Genomic DNA, 16795 nt, shown 5'->3' with positions numbered 1-16795 from the left:
ACACTGCAAGTCGTGCATGACGGCGTACACGTCACGCCATCCGCCCCGAAGGTACGTCAGGTACTCGCGCTACTGGCCCTGCGGGCCAACACCACGGTTCCCCTGCATCAACTCGTCGAGGAGCTGTGGGAAGAGCGCCCACCGTGCAGCGCCGCCACCACCCTGCAGACCTACATCTACCAACTGCGCAAACTGCCCGGACTCGGTGAGTCGCAGTCCCCGGGCTGCCCCGATTCGCCCGAGGCGCTGGTGACCACCCACGGCGGCTACCGGCTCTCCATGCCGCAATCCTGCCTGGACGCATAGGAGTTTACCGAACTCGCGGCACGGGGCAGAAAGGTCATGGAGCGCGGCGCGGTGGCCGAGGCCGCCGATCTGCTCCACCGGGCCCTCGCCGTGTGGCGGGGGCCCGTTCTCAGTGATCTGGCCCCCGGCCCGGTCGTGGGCATCGACGCCCTGCGACTGGAGGAACAGCGCTACGAGGTGATGGAGGAGCGGATCGACGCCGATCTGCGCCTCGGCCGCCATCACCGTCTGATCAGCGAACTCTCCGGCCTGGCCGCCGACAACCCGACCCGGGAGGGACTGCACGCCAAGCTCATGCTGTCGCTGTACAGGGCGGGCCGGCGCCCGGACGCCCTGGAGGTCTTCCAGCGCATCCGCCGGCTGCTCACCCGGGAGCTGGGGCTGGAGCCCTGCTCGGAGCTCCAGCGGCTGCACCAGCAGGTACTGGCCGGCGACCGCGGGCTCGACCTGCCCAAGGAGCGGACCACAATGATCGGCACCCACACCAAGGGCCCGCATGACGAGCCCCTGGTGGCCCTGCCCCGGGACACACCGCTGCGAGGACGGACCGCCGAGATCTCCCGGATCACCCGGCTGCTCACGGAGCCGGGCGGCACGGACGGCGCGCGGTGCGTCGCCGTGGCCGGGCCGCCCGGCGCGGGCACCACGGCCCTCGCCGTCGCCGTCGCCCACGGTCTGGGCGACGTCTTCCCCGGCGGGCGGCTGTACGTGTCCTTCGGGGACCCGGCCGCGCCACGGACCGTCGAGGACGTTCTGGCGGAGCTGCTGGAGGCAATCGGATGCCGGCGCTCCGAGCTGCCCACGACCAGACCCGGGCGAGCCAGGATCCTCCAGTCCTGGCTCGCCACGCGCGGCGTGCTGCTGGTGGTCGACAACGTCGGTGCCGCCGACCAGGTCACTGACCTGGTCCCGGCACACTCCAGGTCGGGCCTGCTGGTGGCCGGATACCGACGTCTGTACGGCGGCCGGCTCGGGACGCCCGTGGACGTACCGCCGCTCCACCCGGACCAGTCGGGGGAACTCTTCCTCGAGGCCCTGGGGCGTGACCGTCTCCCGGACGACGCCTCCGCACTGGGCACGATGATCGACCTGTGCGGCGGACTGCCGGGCCCCGTGGTGGAGGCGGCCGGTCTGCTCGGGCTGCGACCGCACTGGTCGATACGGCAGCTCATCGACTGGATGAGCAGGGATCGTCCAGCGACCGTCTCCTCCCAGCGTCCGACCCCCTTCCACCACGTCGTCCGGCGCTGCCAGGGCCTCGCGCCGTCCTTGCGTGACGCGCTGGCCAAGCTGGCCGGAACGGGTGAGGGCGTGCTGACGGTGGAGAACGCGGCCCGTGCTCTGGGCCGGAACCCTGACGAGACCGAGGAACTGCTGGAGGAACTGGTGGAGTTCATGCTCCTGGAGGTTGGCCTCGTCAGCGACACCTCTTCCCACCGCTTCTTCCAGTACCGCCTGCCGTACCTCCTCCGCACGGCCCTGCGCACAGCCGCGCCCCATGCCGCTGTCTGACGGTGACCGCTCGTGATCAGGGGCGCCCTGCGGGGCGCCCCTGATCACGAGCGGACGGCCGGGAGAGCCGAGGTCACAGCTCCAGGCAGTCCCCGAGCCCCACCAGCCAGGTATTCACCTGGAGGGCCATCTCGACGTTCATGCGATGGAGCCAGTCACGGGTCTCTGCCTCGCCCTCCGCGGAGACGACGTGGCGGGCCTTGTCCAGGTCGAGCAGGCGAAGGACCGGGGACGACGGGTCGGCCAGCACCTCCGCGAACTCCTCGTGCAGCGCCTTGGTGTACGTCGTGTCCTGGCTCACCGGAAACGGCGCCTTGGGCCGTTCCAGAACCTGCTCGGGCAGCAGGTCGCTCACAGCCGCCCGCAGCAGACTCTTCTCCCGGCCGTCGAACGTCTTCATCGCCCACGGGATGTTGTACGCGTACTGCACCAGACGGTGGTCGCAGAACGGCACCCGCACCTCCAGCCCGGAGATCATGCTCAGCCGGTCGTTGCGCTCCAGGAGCCGGGGCAGCCAGTGGGTCAGATGCAGATGGCAGATCTCGCGGGCCCGCTGCTCCTCGGCGTCCTCCCCGGCCAGCCGGGGGATGCCGGCCATGGCGTCGGCGTACCGCTCCGCGTAGTACGTGCGCATGTCGAGCCGGTCCTTGAACGCGGCGGACAGCAGCCCTTGCCCCAGCCCCTCCCGGGTGCCCGGATGCCACTGCTCGAAGGCGACCCAGGGGAACTGCTCCTCGTACGCCAGGTCGGGGATGTGTACCCAGCTGTAGCCGCCGAAGATCTCGTCGGCGCTCTCGCCGGTGAGCGCGACCTTGCAGTACGGCCGCACCCCCGCGAACGCCTGGTACGTGGAGGTGTCCATGTCCCCGAAGGGGGCGGGCACGTCCTGGGCGCGCAGCACGGCACGGCGCGCCACCGGGTCGATGAGGTCGGCGGTGCTGAGCTCGATCTCCAGGTGGTCGGAGCCGACGTGCTCGGCGACAGCCCGCGCGAACGGCGCGTCGGGCGCGCTGCGCACCAGGTCGGGCTGAAAGTTGTCGCTGTAGCCGCTGTAGGTGACGGTGGCGGTGCGGACCTTGTCGCCGCCCTCGCGGGCCAGGGCGCGGGCCGCGAGGGCGGCGACCGCGCTGGAGTCGAGGCCGCCGGAGAGCAGCACGCTCAGCGGCACGTCCGCGACCAGCTCGCGGGAGACGCTGCTCTCCAGCACCTCGCGCACGGCACGCACGGTGTCGTCGAGGCCGTCCTCGTGTGGGCGGGCCTCCAACTGCCAGTAGCGGCGCAGCCGTACGCCGCCGTCGTCCGGGCCGTAGGCCAGGGTGTGTCCGGGCGGCAGGTCACGGACGTCGCGGTAGACGCTCTCGCCCGGGGCGCGGGCCATCGAGAACAGCACCCGTAGTCCGTCGAGGTCGACGACCGGACGCACGGCGGGATGCGCCAGCAAAGTCTTGGGCTCGGATCCGAAGACCAGGCCGCCGGCGGTCTGCGCGTAGTAGAGCGGCTTGATGCCGAACCGGTCGCGGGCCAGCAGCAGCGTGCGGCGGCGCGGGTCCCAGACCGCGAACGCGAACATGCCCTCCAGGTGCTCCACACACCGCTCGCCCCACTCCAGGTAGGCGTGGAGCACCACCTCGGTGTCGCTGCGGGTGACGAAGCGGTGGCCGAGACCGGTCAGCTCGGCGCGCAGCTCCCGGAAGTTGTAGACCTCGCCGTTGTAGGAGAGGACCGCGGACGACTCCTCCCCCGCCGCGGCCGCGCCGGCGTCCGTACGTCCGTCGGGCCCGGCGGTCATGGGCTGGCGGCCACCGCTCACGTCGATGACCGCCAGTCTGGTGTGGATCAGCGTGGCCCGGCGGTCCGCCCAGACGCCCGAGCCGTCCGGGCCCCGGCAGGCCATCGTCCGCGCCATGCCGGCCGCGAGTCCGCGCTCCTGCCCGACCGGTCCGCCCTCGCGGCCGGCCCAGCCTGCGATGCCGCACATTGGGGATCTCCTTCCATGGCAGGGGTGCCTGGGCTCCAAGATCTGCCCGAGCGCTCGAATCCATGTGGAGAGGCGCTGGACCGGCCGGGGCGCGCGGGTCGCCGCCGGTCAGGCGAGTGCGGCGCTCCGGCGGAAAGCCGGGACGAGGATCGCACCGACCGCGAGGTGCAGCAGGACGAGCGTGGCCCGGTTGCCGCCGCTCAGACCCGCGCCGAACAGCGGTGCGAAGAGGGAGACGACGAGCACCAGAACCGCGACGACGGTCCAGACAGCACGCGCATGGCCGGCCACCACCTTCTCCAGCAGGGCGAGCAGGGCCCAGCCGAGCAGGGAGACGACGGCAGTGCCGATCAGTACGGCCGGGAGGGCGAGCGGCGTCGTGGTGGTGGAGCCGGGGCCGTCCGGCACTCGAAGGCCGATGTCCAGGACGGTGTCGGCCACGAGCCAGATCAGCGCGCCGACGGCCACGGTGGCCAGAACGGCGAGAGCTCGGATACGCAGTGTGCTCCGGGTGCGGGCGGCGGTGGGCTTGGCGGACATCTCTGACTCCTCAGGATATTGGGGACGTGATGATCTCCCCACGAGCCGGCTAATTGCTTCGAGCATATACATGAGTTTGACATATAAGTGTTCCACGTTCAGGAATGTCCGGTCCAGTCATATGCCCAGAGCGAGTAATCTCGAAGGCGTGAGTGGTAACGACGACCTGCCGGCCGACACCGGCCGTGGGAGCGCCCCAGGCGCAAGGAACGAGGCGCCCGTGGAGGACAGCGTGCTCAACTCCGTGGAGCTGGCGATGATCCGGATCCGGCGGCGGCAGTCCCGGCGCAGTCTGGCGCGGCCCGTCATAGAGGGGATGGCGGAACCGCTGAACCTCAACACGCTCTCCGTCATCGACGCGGTCGACGAGGGCAGGAGCGAGAGCGACCGGGACGTCACCGTCGGGTTCGTCGCGGACCGGCTCGCCATCGACCCCTCGCGAGCCAGCCGGATCGTCGCCGACGCGGTCAGGTCCGGCTTCGTGCGCCGCGTCGCCTCCCAGGAGGACGGCCGCCGCAGCTGTCTGGCGCTCACCAAGACGGGCCGCGAGGCGGTGTCCGCCGCGCACCGCACCCGCCAGGACTTCTACTCCCGCGCCCTGAAGGACTGGAACCCCGACGAGCAGAGGCACTTCGCCCGCCTCCTCACCAAGTTCGTCGACTCCTTGGACGACTCCGGCCGTCCCTGACCCGCCCGCGACACCCCCTGGGCCGGGAGCGTGCCGCCCGGGCCCGCCCCAGCGGGGCACCCCACGACCGTGCGACCGCCCGGCCCTCCCACCCGGCGGACAGCCACCCCCACATCGGACGGCCGGGAAACCGACCGCCCCGGGACCCACCCCGCCCCCACGGGCCTTCGTCACGCGCCGCCCCGGCCGGGGGCGGCACCGGACAACGGGCCGTCCACCCGCCTTCGAGTGGGTTTCGAGGCTGCCCGGCGACTCTTGGCGCGCCACGAACCCGCTACCGACGGCGCTCAGAGCCCCGCTGCCGTGGGGCGGACGCGCCTTGGATCGAAGGAGGCGCGACGGTGAGTACGACTGATCGGACAGAGCGGAGCCGGGGCCCGCAGGCGGCCGGACCCACTCGGGTGGCCCGCCCTGCCCTTGCGGCAGCCGCGGTCGCGGCACCCGCCCCCCACCCGCCGGCCGCCGTCGGCTGGGCCTACGCCATGGTGATCGTGGCGACGCTCGCCGCGATCGCCAGCAACGTCTTCGAGATCGCCCACCAGGTCGAAACCGGTGTCGCCGGCGCGGCAACCACGGGTGACCTGGCCCTGACCATCGCCTTCTGCGCCCTGTTCGGCTTCTTCGCCGAGATGCTCCGGGCCGGCCGCCAGTGGGGCCGGGTACTGCTCACGGTGTTCACATCCCTGGGCCTGCTGTTCACCGGCCTCGGCCTCGCCCAACTCGGCGGTCGCCCGCTGGTGGGCCCGCTCCAGGCGAGCCTCGCCGTGGCGAGCCTGATCCCGTCCGTCGTGGGCCTCGTCCTGCTCTACGTCCCCGCCGTCAACCGGTGGATGGCAAGCGTGCGCGACGACAGCCGGACGGTCTCCCAGCGTCTGCGCAAGGCGGTCCTCACCGCCCATGTGGGCATCTCCGTGGGCTGGCTCGGCCTTGTCACCGGCATGTTCGCCATGTCGGTCGCGGGCGCCACCACCCACAACGCCGAGCAGCAGGCCGCCATGTACCGCACGATGTCGATGCTCGACGAGATCTTCCTCGGGATGACCAGCATGTTCGCCCTCATCACCGGCATCGTCGTGGGCGCCGGCACCAAGTGGCGCCTGCTGCACCGCAGATGGGTCGCCGTGAAGTTCTTCCTGACGATGGCCGTCATGCTGCTCGGCTTCTCCGTCATCCACCAGCAGATCCTGCGCGCCAACGAACTCGTCGACGAGGGCGCCACCGTACGCGGCGGCGAACTCGACACCGTCGGCTGGACCATGGCCGGCTCGGCCCTCCTCGCCGTGCTCTGCCTGGTCTTCATGACGGCCGTCTCCACGTACAAGCCCTGGGGCCTGACCGACCGGGGACGCCGGAACTCCCCCGCGAAGTCCGCCCGTGCGTCTCGAAAGGACGACCGACAGTCATGACCACGATTCAGGACACCCAGTCCCTGCGCCACAGCCGCCTCCTGGGCGTCGGCACGTACCGGCCCGAACGGTCCGTGCCCAACGCCGAGATCGCCGAACGGACCGGACTCGACCCCGACTGGATAGAGAAGCGCTCGGGCATCCGCTCCCGCCGTTATGCCTCCCCGGACGAGACCCTGCCGATGATGGCGACCGCCGCCGCCGAGAAGGCACTCGCAGCCGCGGGCATCGGCGCGGACCAACTCGGCACGGTCATCGTCGCCACCATCACCTCCATGGAGCAGATGCCCGCCGTGGCCGTCGAGGTCGCGCACCGGCTGCGCGCCGGGAAGGCCGCCGCCTTCGACGTCTCGGCGGCCTGCGCGGGCTTCTGCCACGCCATCGCGCTCGCCAGTGACCTGGTCCGCCTGGCCCGCACCGACTACGTCCTCGTCATCGGCGCCGAGCGGATGACGGACATCCTCGACCACTCCGACCGCGACACGGCCTTCCTCTTCGCCGACGGCGCCGGCGCCGTGGTCGTCGGCCCCTCCGACGAACCCGGCATCGGGCCGGTGGTCTGGCAAGCCGACGGATCGCGCAACGCGGCCCTGAAGATGACCTCACCCTGGCACGACGGCATCGGGACGCGCCCGGACGCCCAGCCCGCCATCACCATGGCGGGCTGGAAGGTCTTCCGCTGGGCCACCGGCGAACTCGTCCCCGCCGCCCGGAAGATGCTCGACCTCGCGGGCGTCACCGTGGACCAGCTCGACGCGTTCATCCCCCACCAGGCCAACATGCTCATCACCGACTTCGTCGTCGAACAGCTGGGCCTGACCGAACGGACCGCCATCGCCCGGTCCATCGTCACCAGCGGCAACACCTCCGCCGCCTCCATCCCGCTCGCGATGGAGGAACTGCTGGCCGCCGGCCGCGCCCCCAGCGGCGGTCTCGCCCTCCTGGCCGGCTTCGGTGCCGGGCTGGTCTACGCGGGCCAGGTGGTACGCCTGCCCTGAGCCCCCGATTCCGCGGAACGGCAGCGGGCACCCGGCCGACGTACTGGCCGGGTGCCCGCTTCGTGCCGCCCACCCCCGCACCCACCGCGCCGGCCCTCCCGTCCTCCCCCAGCCCGCCGCCCCGCGCGTCCGCCGCCCCGCCCGGGCACACGACTGTGCCGTGAAGAGGGATGCTCCTCACGGCACAGGGCGGGGCTGCGGTGGTCAGCGAGGCGTCAGTACCCCGCCTCCACCGCGAACAGGGCGAAAGGGCTGGGCCGTTCGGTGTCCTGGTAGGGGCGCAGCGGCGAGGTGGTCCCGCGGTGTCCGGCGCCCACTTCCCAGTCGCGGAAGGCGGCCATGCTCTCCCACTCGCTGAGCACGGCGTACGCGCCGGGGTCGGCCACGTCGCGCAGCAGTTCGTTGGCCAGCAGGCCCGGCGTGCCCGCCAGGTCCTTGCTGACCCGGTGGTACGCCTCCTCGACCTCGGGCACCTGCTCCGCGGTGGCCCGCAGGTGCAGCAGGACCCGCACCCGGCCGGGCACCGCGCTCATCCGGCGACCTTCACCAGGTGCATCATCGCCAGCGACCCGCCCGTGCGGTACGGGTGCAGCTTCTCCCGGTGCCGTACGTGCTCGACGCTGCTCTCGAAGGCGAGGAAGGAGTCCCGGTCGGTCCAGTCACTCACCACGTAGTAGACGGAGGCCTCCTTCGCGCTGCGCGCCAGGGTGTGGCCCAGGTTCGCGCGCTGGGCCGTGACCTCCTTGCTGCCCTCGGCCCATTCCTTCTCGAAGTCCGCCTCCATGCCCGGTTTGACCTCGACGGTCAGCAGCAACCGGAAGGTGCCGGGCTGTGCGGCCATTTCAGACACCCCCGTCGACGTGCAGGGTCTCGCCGTTGACGTAGGTGGACAGCTCGCTCGCCAGGAACAGCACGGCGCCGGCGATCTCCTCGGGGCGCCCGAACCGGCCGAGCGCCATCATCCGGAGGTAGCGCTCGTCGTAGGCGGCGCGCTGCTCCTCGCTCAGTTCGTCGGGCGAGGACGTGTCGATGACGCCGGGGGCCACGACGTTGAACCGGATACCCTTGCCGCCGAGTTCCTTGCACAGCGTGCGGGTCAGGCCGACCAGGCCCGCCTTGGAGGCGGTGTAGTGGCCCCGCAGCGGGATGCCCGCCATGGCGCCGCGCGAGCCGATGTTGATGACCGACGAGCCCTCGCGCAGCAGCGGCAGGGCCTTGCTGATCACCATGAACGGGCCGGTGAGGTTGGTGCTGATCACCCGCTCCCACTCCTCGAACGGCAGCTGGGCGAAGGGGACCTGGCTGATCACACCCGCGTTGTTGACCAGCACGTCCAGCGTCTCGAACCTCCCCCGGACTTCCGCGAGCAGCGTCTCGACCCCCTCGGCCGTGCCGACGTCGGCGCGCACCAGGGCGTGCTCGCCGCCGATCTCCTTCAGCTCACGGGAGAGGCTGTCCACGGCCTCGCCCTCCTGCCGGTAGCAGGTCACCACCGAGGCGCCGGCGTTCGCGAGCGCCAGCACCACGGCCCGCCCTATGCCCCGGCTACCGCCGGTGACCAGCGCGTTCTTTCCCACCAGTCGAAGCTGCATGCCATCCTCCGTTTCCTTGCGACCGTGGCCGCGCATTCGTCTGTTCGTCTGATCTCGTTCACCGGTCGACCGGGAGGGGGCGGCACTCCAGGACCGCCCAGCGCCCGGCGACCGGCTCGTTCACCAGCTCGAAGCCCGCCCTCGCGAGCAGCGCCCGCCACTGGGGCTCGCTGCGCTCCCGCCCGCCGAAGCGGATGAGCATGTCGAGGTCGAGGAGCTTGCCGCGGTCCCACTCGTTGGCGGGTCCGACCAGGAACTCGCAGATGAGCAGCCGTCCTTCGGGGGTGCCACTTAGGGCGTCGCGGATGCGGCCGAGGATCGCGGCGGCCCGCTCGTCGTCCCAGTCGTGCAGCACCGCCTTGAGGACGTACGCGTCCAGGCCGACCGGCAACTCCTCGAAGAAGTCGCCGGGCACCACCTCGACGCGGTTCGCGACGTCCGCCTCGTCGAGGAGCTTGTGCGCCTCGGCCACCACCGCCGGACGGTCGACGAGCATGCCGCGCACCTCGGGGTGGCGCCGGAGCACCTCGGAGAGGAACCAGCCGCGCCCGCCCCCGACGTCGGCGATCTTGCCGAAGCGTCCGAAGTCGAAGCTGTCGAGCAGCATCCGGGTGGTGGCCCGGCTCATCCCGGTCATCGCGCGGTCGAACAGCGCCCCCGCTTGCGGGTCCTGCTCCAGGTGCTCGAAGAAACCGTGCCCGTAGGCGGCCTCGAAGGCGGGCTCGCCGGTGCGCACGGTGTGCATCAGGGAGCCGTAGGACCGCCACAGCATCTCGTCGCCGTTGTACAGCACCATGTCCCGTTGGCTGCCGGGCACGTCGGTGCGCAGCACCTCACCCATGTCGGTGAGCGCGTAGGTGCCGTCGGGCTGTTGGGTGAAGACACCGAAGGCGGCGGCGACGCGCAGCACCCGCCCCAGCGAGTCCGCGTGGGTGCCGGTCCGTCCGGCGAGCTCGGCCACCGTGAGCGGGCCGCCGGCCAGCTCGTCGGCGACGCCCAGCTCGGCGACGACGTGCAGCACCCGGGATATCCGTTTGCCGTCGGTCAGCAGCAGCAGCCGTACGTGGGGCGGCAGGGCGGCGGTCATCGCCGGGCCGACCACTCCGGTCATGGTGTCCACACCTTCTCCTTGGTCAGATGAGCACGGCGGCGGCGCTGACGTTCGCCAGCAGCGCGGCGACGGCGAGCGCGCCCCGGACGCGGTTCCAGCGGATCCAGCGCTCACGCGGGTCGAGGCGGTCGAAGTCGGCGGGCAGGTGCAGGGGATCGAGCGTCGACAGCCATCGGTTGATCGGCACGTTCTTGGTGAGCGAGACCGTCATGGCCGCGGCCACCAGCAGCGCTCCGAGGGCCGCGAGCAGCCGTACGGCGGTGGTGGGGCCCGTGGCGACCAGGGCGAGGTCGCACAGCAGGCAGCTCAGCAGCGACAGCGGCATGAACGGGTCGAAGCGGGTCACGAGGCCTTTGTGTACCGGGACGTACATTCCGGTGGGCAGCGTGGTGAACAACGGGGCCGCCAGCACGGAGATCGCGAGACCGCCGGCCGCGAGACCGCCGGCGAGCAGCGCCCCGGGCATCAGTACCTGGACCGGATCCACCACAGTCACCTTCCCGCCCTGGTCGCCGCCCGTGTACGGCGGACCGTTGCCCCGACTCTGGGAGGGCCAGGTCGAAGCGGACTCGAAGACGGCTCGACAGGCCGGACGCGGGCCCTGCGAACCCACTGTCGAGCACCCCTCCACAGCGAATCGAGCAGGTGGGGTCAGGGTGGCCGGTACATCCACCAGGGACCGGGAGTCGTGATGCTCAAGGAAGTACTGATCGGGCTCGTGCTGATCGGAACGGGAACTGTCACGGGCGTCTTCGTGGCGGTTCTGGTCAGTGTGGGCCCCGCCATGTCGGTCATGGACCGCGCCGACTACCTCAGGGCCCACGCCCTGCTGGGCAAGGGCTACCACCCGCTGATGCCGATCCTTGTCAACCTCGTGACCCTCAGCGGGTTCGCTCTGGGCGTGCTCGCCGACGGACCGGGCCAGGTACTGTTCCCGGTCGCGTCGGTGCTGCTCATCGGGGTGCAGGCCGTCTCACACCTCGGCAACGTGCCGATCAACCGCTCGCTGGCCGGGCTCGCCGCGGACGGCCCCTGGCAGGACCCCCGGCCGCTGTGGCGCGCCTGGCACCGGCTGCGTACGGCACTGGCCGCACTGGCCCTGGTCACCGTCACCGTGGCGGAACTCGCCACTCCCTGAAGCACCGCCCAGCACCGCACCCACCCCCGGTGCCCCCACAAGCACCGGCACCCGCTGCTCCCTGAAGGCCGTCGACGCGTAACGCGCGTCGCCGAGGAGGAGAAACCCCCATGCCACTGAACGCCATCACCTACCGCGTCCGTCCCGGCCACGAGGACGAACTCACGGAGGTCTTCGCACCGCACAACTTCACCCGTGTCGACTCGCCCGTCATCAAGGACAGCTCCGGCGAGACGGTCGGGATGCTGCTCGGCACCGGCCTGTTCGTCCGGGGGGACAACCTGGTGCGGGTGATCCACCACGACGGCGTCTCGGCCGACCGGATCGCCCGGCACATGTCGGTGCAGAACGGGGTGCACGAGGCCGAGCGGGCGATCCTGCCGTACCTGGCCGAGCCCCGCGACACCGAGACCCCCGAGGGATTCCGGCGGCACTTCCACCGCAGTTTCATGACCGTGCTGGAACAGCACAGCCCCGACGAGCGGCCCGCGGCCGGTACGGTCGCCCTGCGCTATCCGCTGCGCCGGGGCGCGGGCGCGGAACTGGCCGCCACACGCGCCACCGCCAACCTCCGGGCGAAGCTGCTGCTGTCGTCGGAGCACCCGTCGATCGTGCGCACCGCCCTGTTCCTGCACGAGGACACCCTGGTCCGCGTCGTCCAGTACGACGGCCACCCGTACGATGTCGTCAGCTATCTGACGGAACGTTGCTTCGGCACGAAGTCCGAGACGTGGCTGGAGCCGTACCTGCTCGACGCCTCCCGGCCCGCCCACCCGGACGCCTATCTGGCCCTGGTGCACGAGCAGGCCATGCTGTCGATCGCGCACATGTCCGTGCTGGGCGTCGACTGACGACCCCGTCCGCCGTCTTCGGCCGTACGACGGCGCACAGCACGGAAACCGCCGCCGGGCGCTGGTCCCGGCGGCGGTTTCCGTATCGCTCCTACGCGGCGTGCTCGCCTCAGACCTCGGGGTGGTCGAACCACTCGCCGAGCTTGGTGCCCATCAGCGGGCTGCCGCGCAGCTTCAGCTTGCCCGTCAGGAATGCCTTCGCGCCGGGCAGCTTGCCGACGCCCATCGCCAGCATGTCGGGGAACTTGATCCCGATGGTGATGTCGGGGTTCTCGTGCCGGCCCTTGTCGCTCCGGCAGGTGCCGGCATCGACCTGCACGTAGTGGAGCTTCGGCCCCTCACCGGAGGCGATCTCGAACTGGAAGACGCCGCCCTGGCCCTTGGCCTTCTCCGGGTTGAACTCCGACACCAGCAGCTCGAAGATCAACGTCAGCGCGCCGTCCAGGCCGCCCTCCCGCTGGGCCGCCACGGCCTCCAGCTCCTTGGCCGGCACCGACTCGACCAAGTCGATCAGCTCGGTCACCTGTTCCGCTTGCGTACTCATCGGTTCCTCCTGGTCCCTAGGCTTCGGCCGGGGCGGCCGGTGACAGTTCGTGGAGCGGTTCGAGCAGCCGCATCTCGCCGCCTTCCCGCAGCGGCCAGAGCACCTTGAGGTACGCCTGCTGGTCGGCGCTGCGCTCGAAGGCCCGGAAGGACCGCTCGTCCGTCCAGTCCGTCAGTACGGTGTAGCCGCCGGGCTCGGCGGTGTCCCGCAGCAGTTGCTGGCCGTGGTTGTCGGGGAACCGGCGCACGGTCTCGGCGTGGCCGCGCCACAGCTCCTCGAACGCGGCCTCCTGCCCCGGGGTGATCCGGATTCGCAGCAGGACCCGCAGCCCGGCCTGCGTCGTCGTCACGAGCGCACCGCCTCCCGCGCGGCGGCCTCCTCCACCAGCCCCTTGATCCGGGCCATCTCCCGGCGGGTGTTGGTGTTGAGCCGCTCGGTCATCTCCTTGTCGCCGAACGGCAGTCCGGAGCGGACGGCGAACTCCTGCCGCCAGCGCATCTCCACACCGCCGTCGGTCTCGGTGTAGGTCCAGAAGATGTCCATGTGCTCGAAGGGGCCGGTCTCGATCCGCCGCGCCCGCACAGTCCGGGTCTTCGGGTCGGGGGTGCGCTCGGAGACCCAGTTCCAGACGGCGCCGTTCTCGTCCGGGTGCAGGGTGAGCCGGAACCGTACGGTGGCGCCGTCGCGGCCGAGGATCTCGGCGGACGCGTACTCGGAGAACAGCCGGGGCCAGGACTCGACGTCGTTCGTCATCTTCCAGACGAGCTCCATGGGCGCGTCGATGACGACGGTGTTGTCGGTGAGCGCCATGTCAGACCGCCGAGAGGCTGGCGTTGACGTAGTCGATCACGTCCTGGGGCGAGTTCATGCCCTCGATGGCCTCGTCCGGTATCTGCAGGCTGTACTCGCGCTGGACCTGGCTGGCTATCTCCAACACGGCGAGGGAGTCGTAGCCGAGGTTGGTGAAGGCGACGTCGAGCTTGTCCGGGCTGAGGTCGTCGACGTCACCGGTGCACCGGCTCATGACCGCCTTGAGGTCGTCAAAGGTCATGTTGGCACTCATGGGATTCCTCCAATGGGGAGATGTGATTTGCGGTGAACGAGAGGGCGAGAAGCGAGATGCGTGTCAGCGGCCCGCGGCACCACACGGTGCTGTACGGCCCGCGGCACCGCGCCGGTGCTGTACGGCCCGCAGCACCACGGCCGCGTTGAAGCCGCCGTAGCCGCGGCTCAGCACCAGCGCGGTGCGCAGCCGGGTCTCGCGGGGCTGGTCGACGACCAGGTCGAGCCGGTGCTCCGGGTCGGGGCGGACGTTGACCGACGGCGGGATCACCTGGTCGCGAAGCGCGAGCGCGGCGGCGGCCACGTCGAGTGCCGCTCCGCCGGCGTAGAGCCGGCCGGTCATGGTCTTGGGCACCGTCACCGGGACCGCACGAGGGCCGAACACGGCGGTGAGGGCCTCGGCCTCCTGCCGGTCCAGCTCGGGTACGCCGTAGCCGTCGGCGAACACCACGTCGACGTCCGACGGTGCCAGCGAGGCATCGGCCAGGGAGAGTTCGGCGGCCCGTCGGAGCCCGGGCGGGCGAGTGGAGCCGGGGCGCGGGTCGAAGGTGGCGGCGTAGCCGGAGACCTCGGCGTAGATCCGCTCCACGTTCCGGGCGCGGGCGTCGTCGTGGCTCTCCACGACGAGGATCGCGCCGCCTTCCCCCGGGACGTAGCCGCTCGCGTCGGAGTCGAAGGGCACGTACGCCCGCTCGGGCCGGTGCTCCTCGCTGAGCCGCCCGTTGGAGAGCTGGCAGACCAGCCCGTACGGGGACAGCGAAGCGTCGGTGCCGCCGGACAGCACCAGCCGGGTGCCCTTGGCGAGGACCCGCCGGGTCTGCGCCAGGACGTCCAGGCCGCCGGCCTGCTCCGAGCAGAGCACCCCGCACGGGCCGCGCATGCCGTGCCGGATGGACAACTGCCCGGTGGTCGCCGCGTAGAACCAGGCGATGGACATGTACGCGCCGACGGCCTGCGGGCCCTCGCTGTACAGCTTCTGCAGCTCGCGCTGGCCGAACTCGACGCCGCCCGAGGAGTTGGCGGTGATGACCGCCATGTCCAGGTCGGCGAAGTCGTCCGGGACCACGGCCGCGTCGGCCAGCGCCTCGTTGGTCGCGGCGAAGGCGTACTGCGTCATGGCGTCGGTCTCGCTGACCAGGCGCTGCGGCGCGTGCTCGGACGGGTCGAAGCCGGTGGCCTCGCCCGCGACCCGCACCGGGTAGCGGTCCGGGTCGAAGCGGCTGATCCGGCTGAGGCCCGACGTCCCGTCGAGGGTCGCCTGCCACCACGCCTCGCGGTCCTGCCCGTTGGGCGCGACCACGCCCAGCCCGGTGATGACGGGAGCACTCACGCGACCCTCCTCGGCGAGGTGAGGACAACCGCGCTCTGGAAGCCGCCGAAGCCGCTGCCGACGCTGAGGACGACGTCGAGCTCCGCCTCCCGCGCGGTGCCCGGCACGTAGTCCAGGTCGCACTCGGGGTCGCGCTCCTCGTAGTTGGCGGTGGGCGGGATCGTGCCCCGGTCTATGGCCAGGGCGCTGGCCGCGATCTCGATCGAGCCGATGGACCCAAGCGAGTGCCCGACCATCGACTTGATGGAGCTGACCGGGACGCGGTAGGCGTGCTCGGCGAGGCTGCGCTTGTACGCGGCCGTCTCGTGCCGGTCGTTCTGCTTGGTGCCACTGCCGTGGGCGTTGGCGTAGTCGATCTCTTCGGGGTTGATCCGGGCCTCGTCGAGCGCGGCGGTGATCGCCTCGCCCATCTCGCGGCCGTCGGGCCTGAGGCCGGTCATGTGGTAGCCGTTCGCGCGGGCCGAGTAGCCCGCGACCTCGCAGTAGATCCGCGCGCCCCGGCGGCGGGCGTGCTCCAGCTCCTCGATCACGAAGACCGCGGAGCCCTCGCCCAGCACCAGCCCGTTGCGACGCCGGTCGAACGGGCGGCACGCGTGCTCCGGGTCGTCGTTGCTGGTGGAGGAGGCACGCAGAGTGTCGAAGCAGGACACGGTGACCGGGTAGATCGGCGCGTCCGTGGCGCCGGCGACCATCACGTCCGCCGAGCCCTCCCGGATCAGGTCGACGGCGTAGCCGACCGCGTCGATCCCGGCACAGCACCCCGAACTGACGACGGTCGCCGGGCCCTCGGCCCCGGCCGCCCACGCCACCTCGGTCGCCAGCGAGCTGGACATCACGTACGAGTACAGGTGGGGCTTCATGTAGCCCTGGTCCACGAGCCACTGCCGGCCGTTGTCACTGACAGTGCGGTACTCCTGTTCCATGGAGATGGCGTTGCCGACGCCGTTGCCGACGCTCACCCCGATCCGGTGCGGGTCCTCGGCGTCCATGTCGAGCCCGCTGTCCGCCATCGCCTCCCGGGCGGCGACCAGCGCGAACTGGCCCGCCCGGTCGGTGCGCCGGATCTCCTGGTACGACAGTCCGGCCAGCTCGGGGTCGAAGTCGCACTCGGCGCCGATCCGGCTGCGGAAGGGCGTCGGGTCGAACAGCGTGATGCGCCGGGTCGCCGTCTTCCCTTTGACGATCATCTCCCAGAACGCCTCACGGCCCGGCTGTCCGGGGGCGACGACACCGATGCCGGTGATCACCGCGCGCCCGGTCATGCGACGCCTCCCACTTCGGGCAGCGTGCCCTCGCCGGGCAGCGGTTCGCAGTCGACGTGGCCGAGTTCGGGGCGCGGGGCGAGAGGGCTGAGGAAGAAGGAGACGAACGCCCGCTCGTCAAACGGGTTCTCGATGCGATGTCGCACGCCGATCGGGACCATGAAGGACTCGCCGGGCTCCAGGACCAGTTCCCGGCCGTCCACGCGCAGCAGCAGCCGGCCGTGGATGGCGTAGAAGAACTCCTCCGAGTACTCGTGGTAGTGCTCCGAGACGAACTCGCCGGGCTCCAGGGTGCCGACGCCCATGAACCCCGAGGTCGCTCCGCAGGTCTTGGGGCTGAGCAGGACACGCAGGTCGCCGCCGCGCTTGCGGTTGGGCGGTACGTCGTCGATGGCGACCTTGATGAGGTCGGTGGTCTGCATAGGTGCTCCAGGTGGGGACGTGAGTCCGGGCCGCCTGGGGAGGGCGGGCCGGGAT

The 16795-nt window shown here is 71.2% G+C and carries 20 protein-coding genes and 1 pseudogene; 7 read left to right on the top strand and 14 right to left on the bottom strand.

The window, feature by feature from the left end:
• Positions 1-12: 12 nt before the first annotated feature.
• Both ACFY9S_RS19915 and ACFY9S_RS19910 read left to right on the top strand, forming a co-directional pair.
• Positions 13-306, top strand: coding sequence for a winged helix-turn-helix domain-containing protein (locus tag ACFY9S_RS19915; protein ID WP_391130139.1), 294 nt, complete (start codon positions 13-15; stop codon positions 304-306).
• Positions 307-318: 12 nt separating this feature from the next.
• Positions 319-1818: pseudogene (locus ACFY9S_RS19910) on the top strand (BTAD domain-containing putative transcriptional regulator); the annotation flags it as partial.
• 73 nt (positions 1819-1891) lie between these two features.
• On the opposite strand, the gene asnB reads toward ACFY9S_RS19910, so the two are convergent.
• Positions 1892-3796 (bottom strand): asparagine synthase (glutamine-hydrolyzing), encoded by a 1905-nt coding sequence (gene asnB, locus ACFY9S_RS19905; protein ID WP_391130136.1) that lies wholly within the window; start codon positions 3794-3796, stop codon positions 1892-1894.
• Positions 3797-3904: 108 nt separating this feature from the next.
• Complete coding sequence (locus tag ACFY9S_RS19900) at positions 3905-4336, bottom strand: DUF6069 family protein (RefSeq protein ID WP_391130134.1); 432 nt, start codon at positions 4334-4336, stop codon at positions 3905-3907.
• A 166-nt stretch (positions 4337-4502) separates the two neighbouring features.
• On the opposite strand from ACFY9S_RS19900, the gene ACFY9S_RS19895 reads away from it, so the two are divergent.
• The 3 genes from ACFY9S_RS19895 to ACFY9S_RS19885 all read left to right on the top strand — a co-directional run bounded on the left by ACFY9S_RS19895 (position 4503) and on the right by ACFY9S_RS19885 (position 7428).
• Positions 4503-5024: a MarR family transcriptional regulator gene (locus ACFY9S_RS19895; protein ID WP_391130424.1), complete on the top strand. Its 522-nt coding sequence runs from the start codon at positions 4503-4505 to the stop codon at positions 5022-5024.
• A 341-nt stretch (positions 5025-5365) separates the two neighbouring features.
• Positions 5366-6430 carry a hypothetical protein gene (locus ACFY9S_RS19890; protein ID WP_391130131.1) on the top strand — a complete coding sequence of 355 codons (1065 nt, stop codon included), beginning with the start codon at positions 5366-5368 and terminating at the stop codon, positions 6428-6430.
• On the top strand, positions 6427-7428 hold the full coding sequence (locus tag ACFY9S_RS19885) for a beta-ketoacyl-ACP synthase 3 (RefSeq protein WP_391130129.1): 1002 nt from the start codon (positions 6427-6429) through the stop codon (positions 7426-7428). The genes ACFY9S_RS19890 and ACFY9S_RS19885 overlap by 4 nt, the downstream gene beginning before the upstream one ends.
• 215 nt (positions 7429-7643) lie before the next feature.
• On the opposite strand, the gene ACFY9S_RS19880 is transcribed toward ACFY9S_RS19885, so the two are convergent.
• Genes ACFY9S_RS19880 through ACFY9S_RS19860 form a run of 5 tightly spaced genes read right to left on the bottom strand, consistent with a single transcriptional unit; the run spans position 7644 to position 10618 of the window.
• Positions 7644-7961 (bottom strand): antibiotic biosynthesis monooxygenase, encoded by a 318-nt coding sequence (locus ACFY9S_RS19880; protein ID WP_391130126.1) that lies wholly within the window; start codon positions 7959-7961, stop codon positions 7644-7646.
• Entirely contained in the window at positions 7958-8269 is a 312-nt protein-coding gene (locus ACFY9S_RS19875) for an antibiotic biosynthesis monooxygenase (protein WP_391130124.1), read from the bottom strand. The genes ACFY9S_RS19880 and ACFY9S_RS19875 overlap by 4 nt, the downstream gene beginning before the upstream one ends.
• A gap of 1 nt (position 8270) precedes the next feature.
• Positions 8271-9020 (bottom strand): SDR family oxidoreductase, encoded by a 750-nt coding sequence (locus ACFY9S_RS19870; protein ID WP_391130121.1) that lies wholly within the window; start codon positions 9018-9020, stop codon positions 8271-8273.
• 58 nt (positions 9021-9078) lie between these two features.
• Positions 9079-10131 (bottom strand): methyltransferase, encoded by a 1053-nt coding sequence (locus ACFY9S_RS19865; protein ID WP_391130421.1) that lies wholly within the window; start codon positions 10129-10131, stop codon positions 9079-9081.
• Between the two features lie 22 nt (positions 10132-10153).
• Complete coding sequence (locus ACFY9S_RS19860) at positions 10154-10618, bottom strand: anthrone oxygenase family protein (protein ID WP_391130118.1); 465 nt, start codon at positions 10616-10618, stop codon at positions 10154-10156.
• A 204-nt stretch (positions 10619-10822) separates the two neighbouring features.
• Between ACFY9S_RS19860 and ACFY9S_RS19855 the strand changes: the two genes are divergently transcribed.
• Entirely contained in the window at positions 10823-11269 is a 447-nt protein-coding gene (locus ACFY9S_RS19855) for an anthrone oxygenase family protein (protein ID WP_391130115.1), read from the top strand.
• Between the two features lie 110 nt (positions 11270-11379).
• A complete protein-coding gene (locus ACFY9S_RS19850; RefSeq protein WP_391130112.1) occupies positions 11380-12120 on the top strand; it encodes a SchA/CurD-like domain-containing protein in 741 nt (246 codons plus the stop codon).
• A 109-nt stretch (positions 12121-12229) separates the two neighbouring features.
• On the opposite strand, the gene ACFY9S_RS19845 is transcribed toward ACFY9S_RS19850, so the two are convergent.
• The 7 genes from ACFY9S_RS19845 to ACFY9S_RS19815 form a co-directional block, all read right to left on the bottom strand.
• Positions 12230-12664: an SCP2 sterol-binding domain-containing protein gene (locus tag ACFY9S_RS19845; RefSeq protein WP_391130109.1), complete on the bottom strand. Its 435-nt coding sequence runs from the start codon at positions 12662-12664 to the stop codon at positions 12230-12232.
• A gap of 16 nt (positions 12665-12680) precedes the next feature.
• Positions 12681-13013, bottom strand: a complete 333-nt coding sequence (locus ACFY9S_RS19840; protein ID WP_391130106.1) for an antibiotic biosynthesis monooxygenase — start codon at positions 13011-13013, stop codon at positions 12681-12683.
• Complete coding sequence (locus ACFY9S_RS19835) at positions 13010-13474, bottom strand: SRPBCC family protein (protein WP_391130104.1); 465 nt, start codon at positions 13472-13474, stop codon at positions 13010-13012. The genes ACFY9S_RS19840 and ACFY9S_RS19835 overlap by 4 nt, the downstream gene beginning before the upstream one ends.
• Position 13475: 1 nt before the next feature.
• Positions 13476-13727 carry a phosphopantetheine-binding protein gene (locus tag ACFY9S_RS19830; protein ID WP_391130101.1) on the bottom strand — a complete coding sequence of 84 codons (252 nt, stop codon included), beginning with the start codon at positions 13725-13727 and terminating at the stop codon, positions 13476-13478.
• A 63-nt stretch (positions 13728-13790) separates the two neighbouring features.
• Positions 13791-15056, bottom strand: coding sequence for a beta-ketoacyl synthase N-terminal-like domain-containing protein (locus tag ACFY9S_RS19825; RefSeq protein WP_391130098.1), 1266 nt, complete (start codon positions 15054-15056; stop codon positions 13791-13793).
• A complete protein-coding gene (locus ACFY9S_RS19820) occupies positions 15053-16318 on the bottom strand; it encodes a beta-ketoacyl-ACP synthase II (RefSeq protein ID WP_391130096.1) in 1266 nt (421 codons plus the stop codon). Before ACFY9S_RS19820 ends, ACFY9S_RS19825 begins: the two co-directional genes overlap by 4 nt.
• Positions 16315-16740 carry a cupin domain-containing protein gene (locus ACFY9S_RS19815; protein WP_391130093.1) on the bottom strand — a complete coding sequence of 142 codons (426 nt, stop codon included), beginning with the start codon at positions 16738-16740 and terminating at the stop codon, positions 16315-16317. The genes ACFY9S_RS19820 and ACFY9S_RS19815 overlap by 4 nt, the downstream gene beginning before the upstream one ends.
• Positions 16741-16795: the final 55 nt, after the last annotated feature.

Source organism: Streptomyces sp. NPDC012474 (genome assembly GCF_042955185.1).
Classification (GTDB): domain Bacteria; phylum Actinomycetota; class Actinomycetes; order Streptomycetales; family Streptomycetaceae; genus Streptomyces; species Streptomyces cahuitamycinicus.
This window is presented reverse-complemented; position numbering and strand designations above follow the sequence as displayed.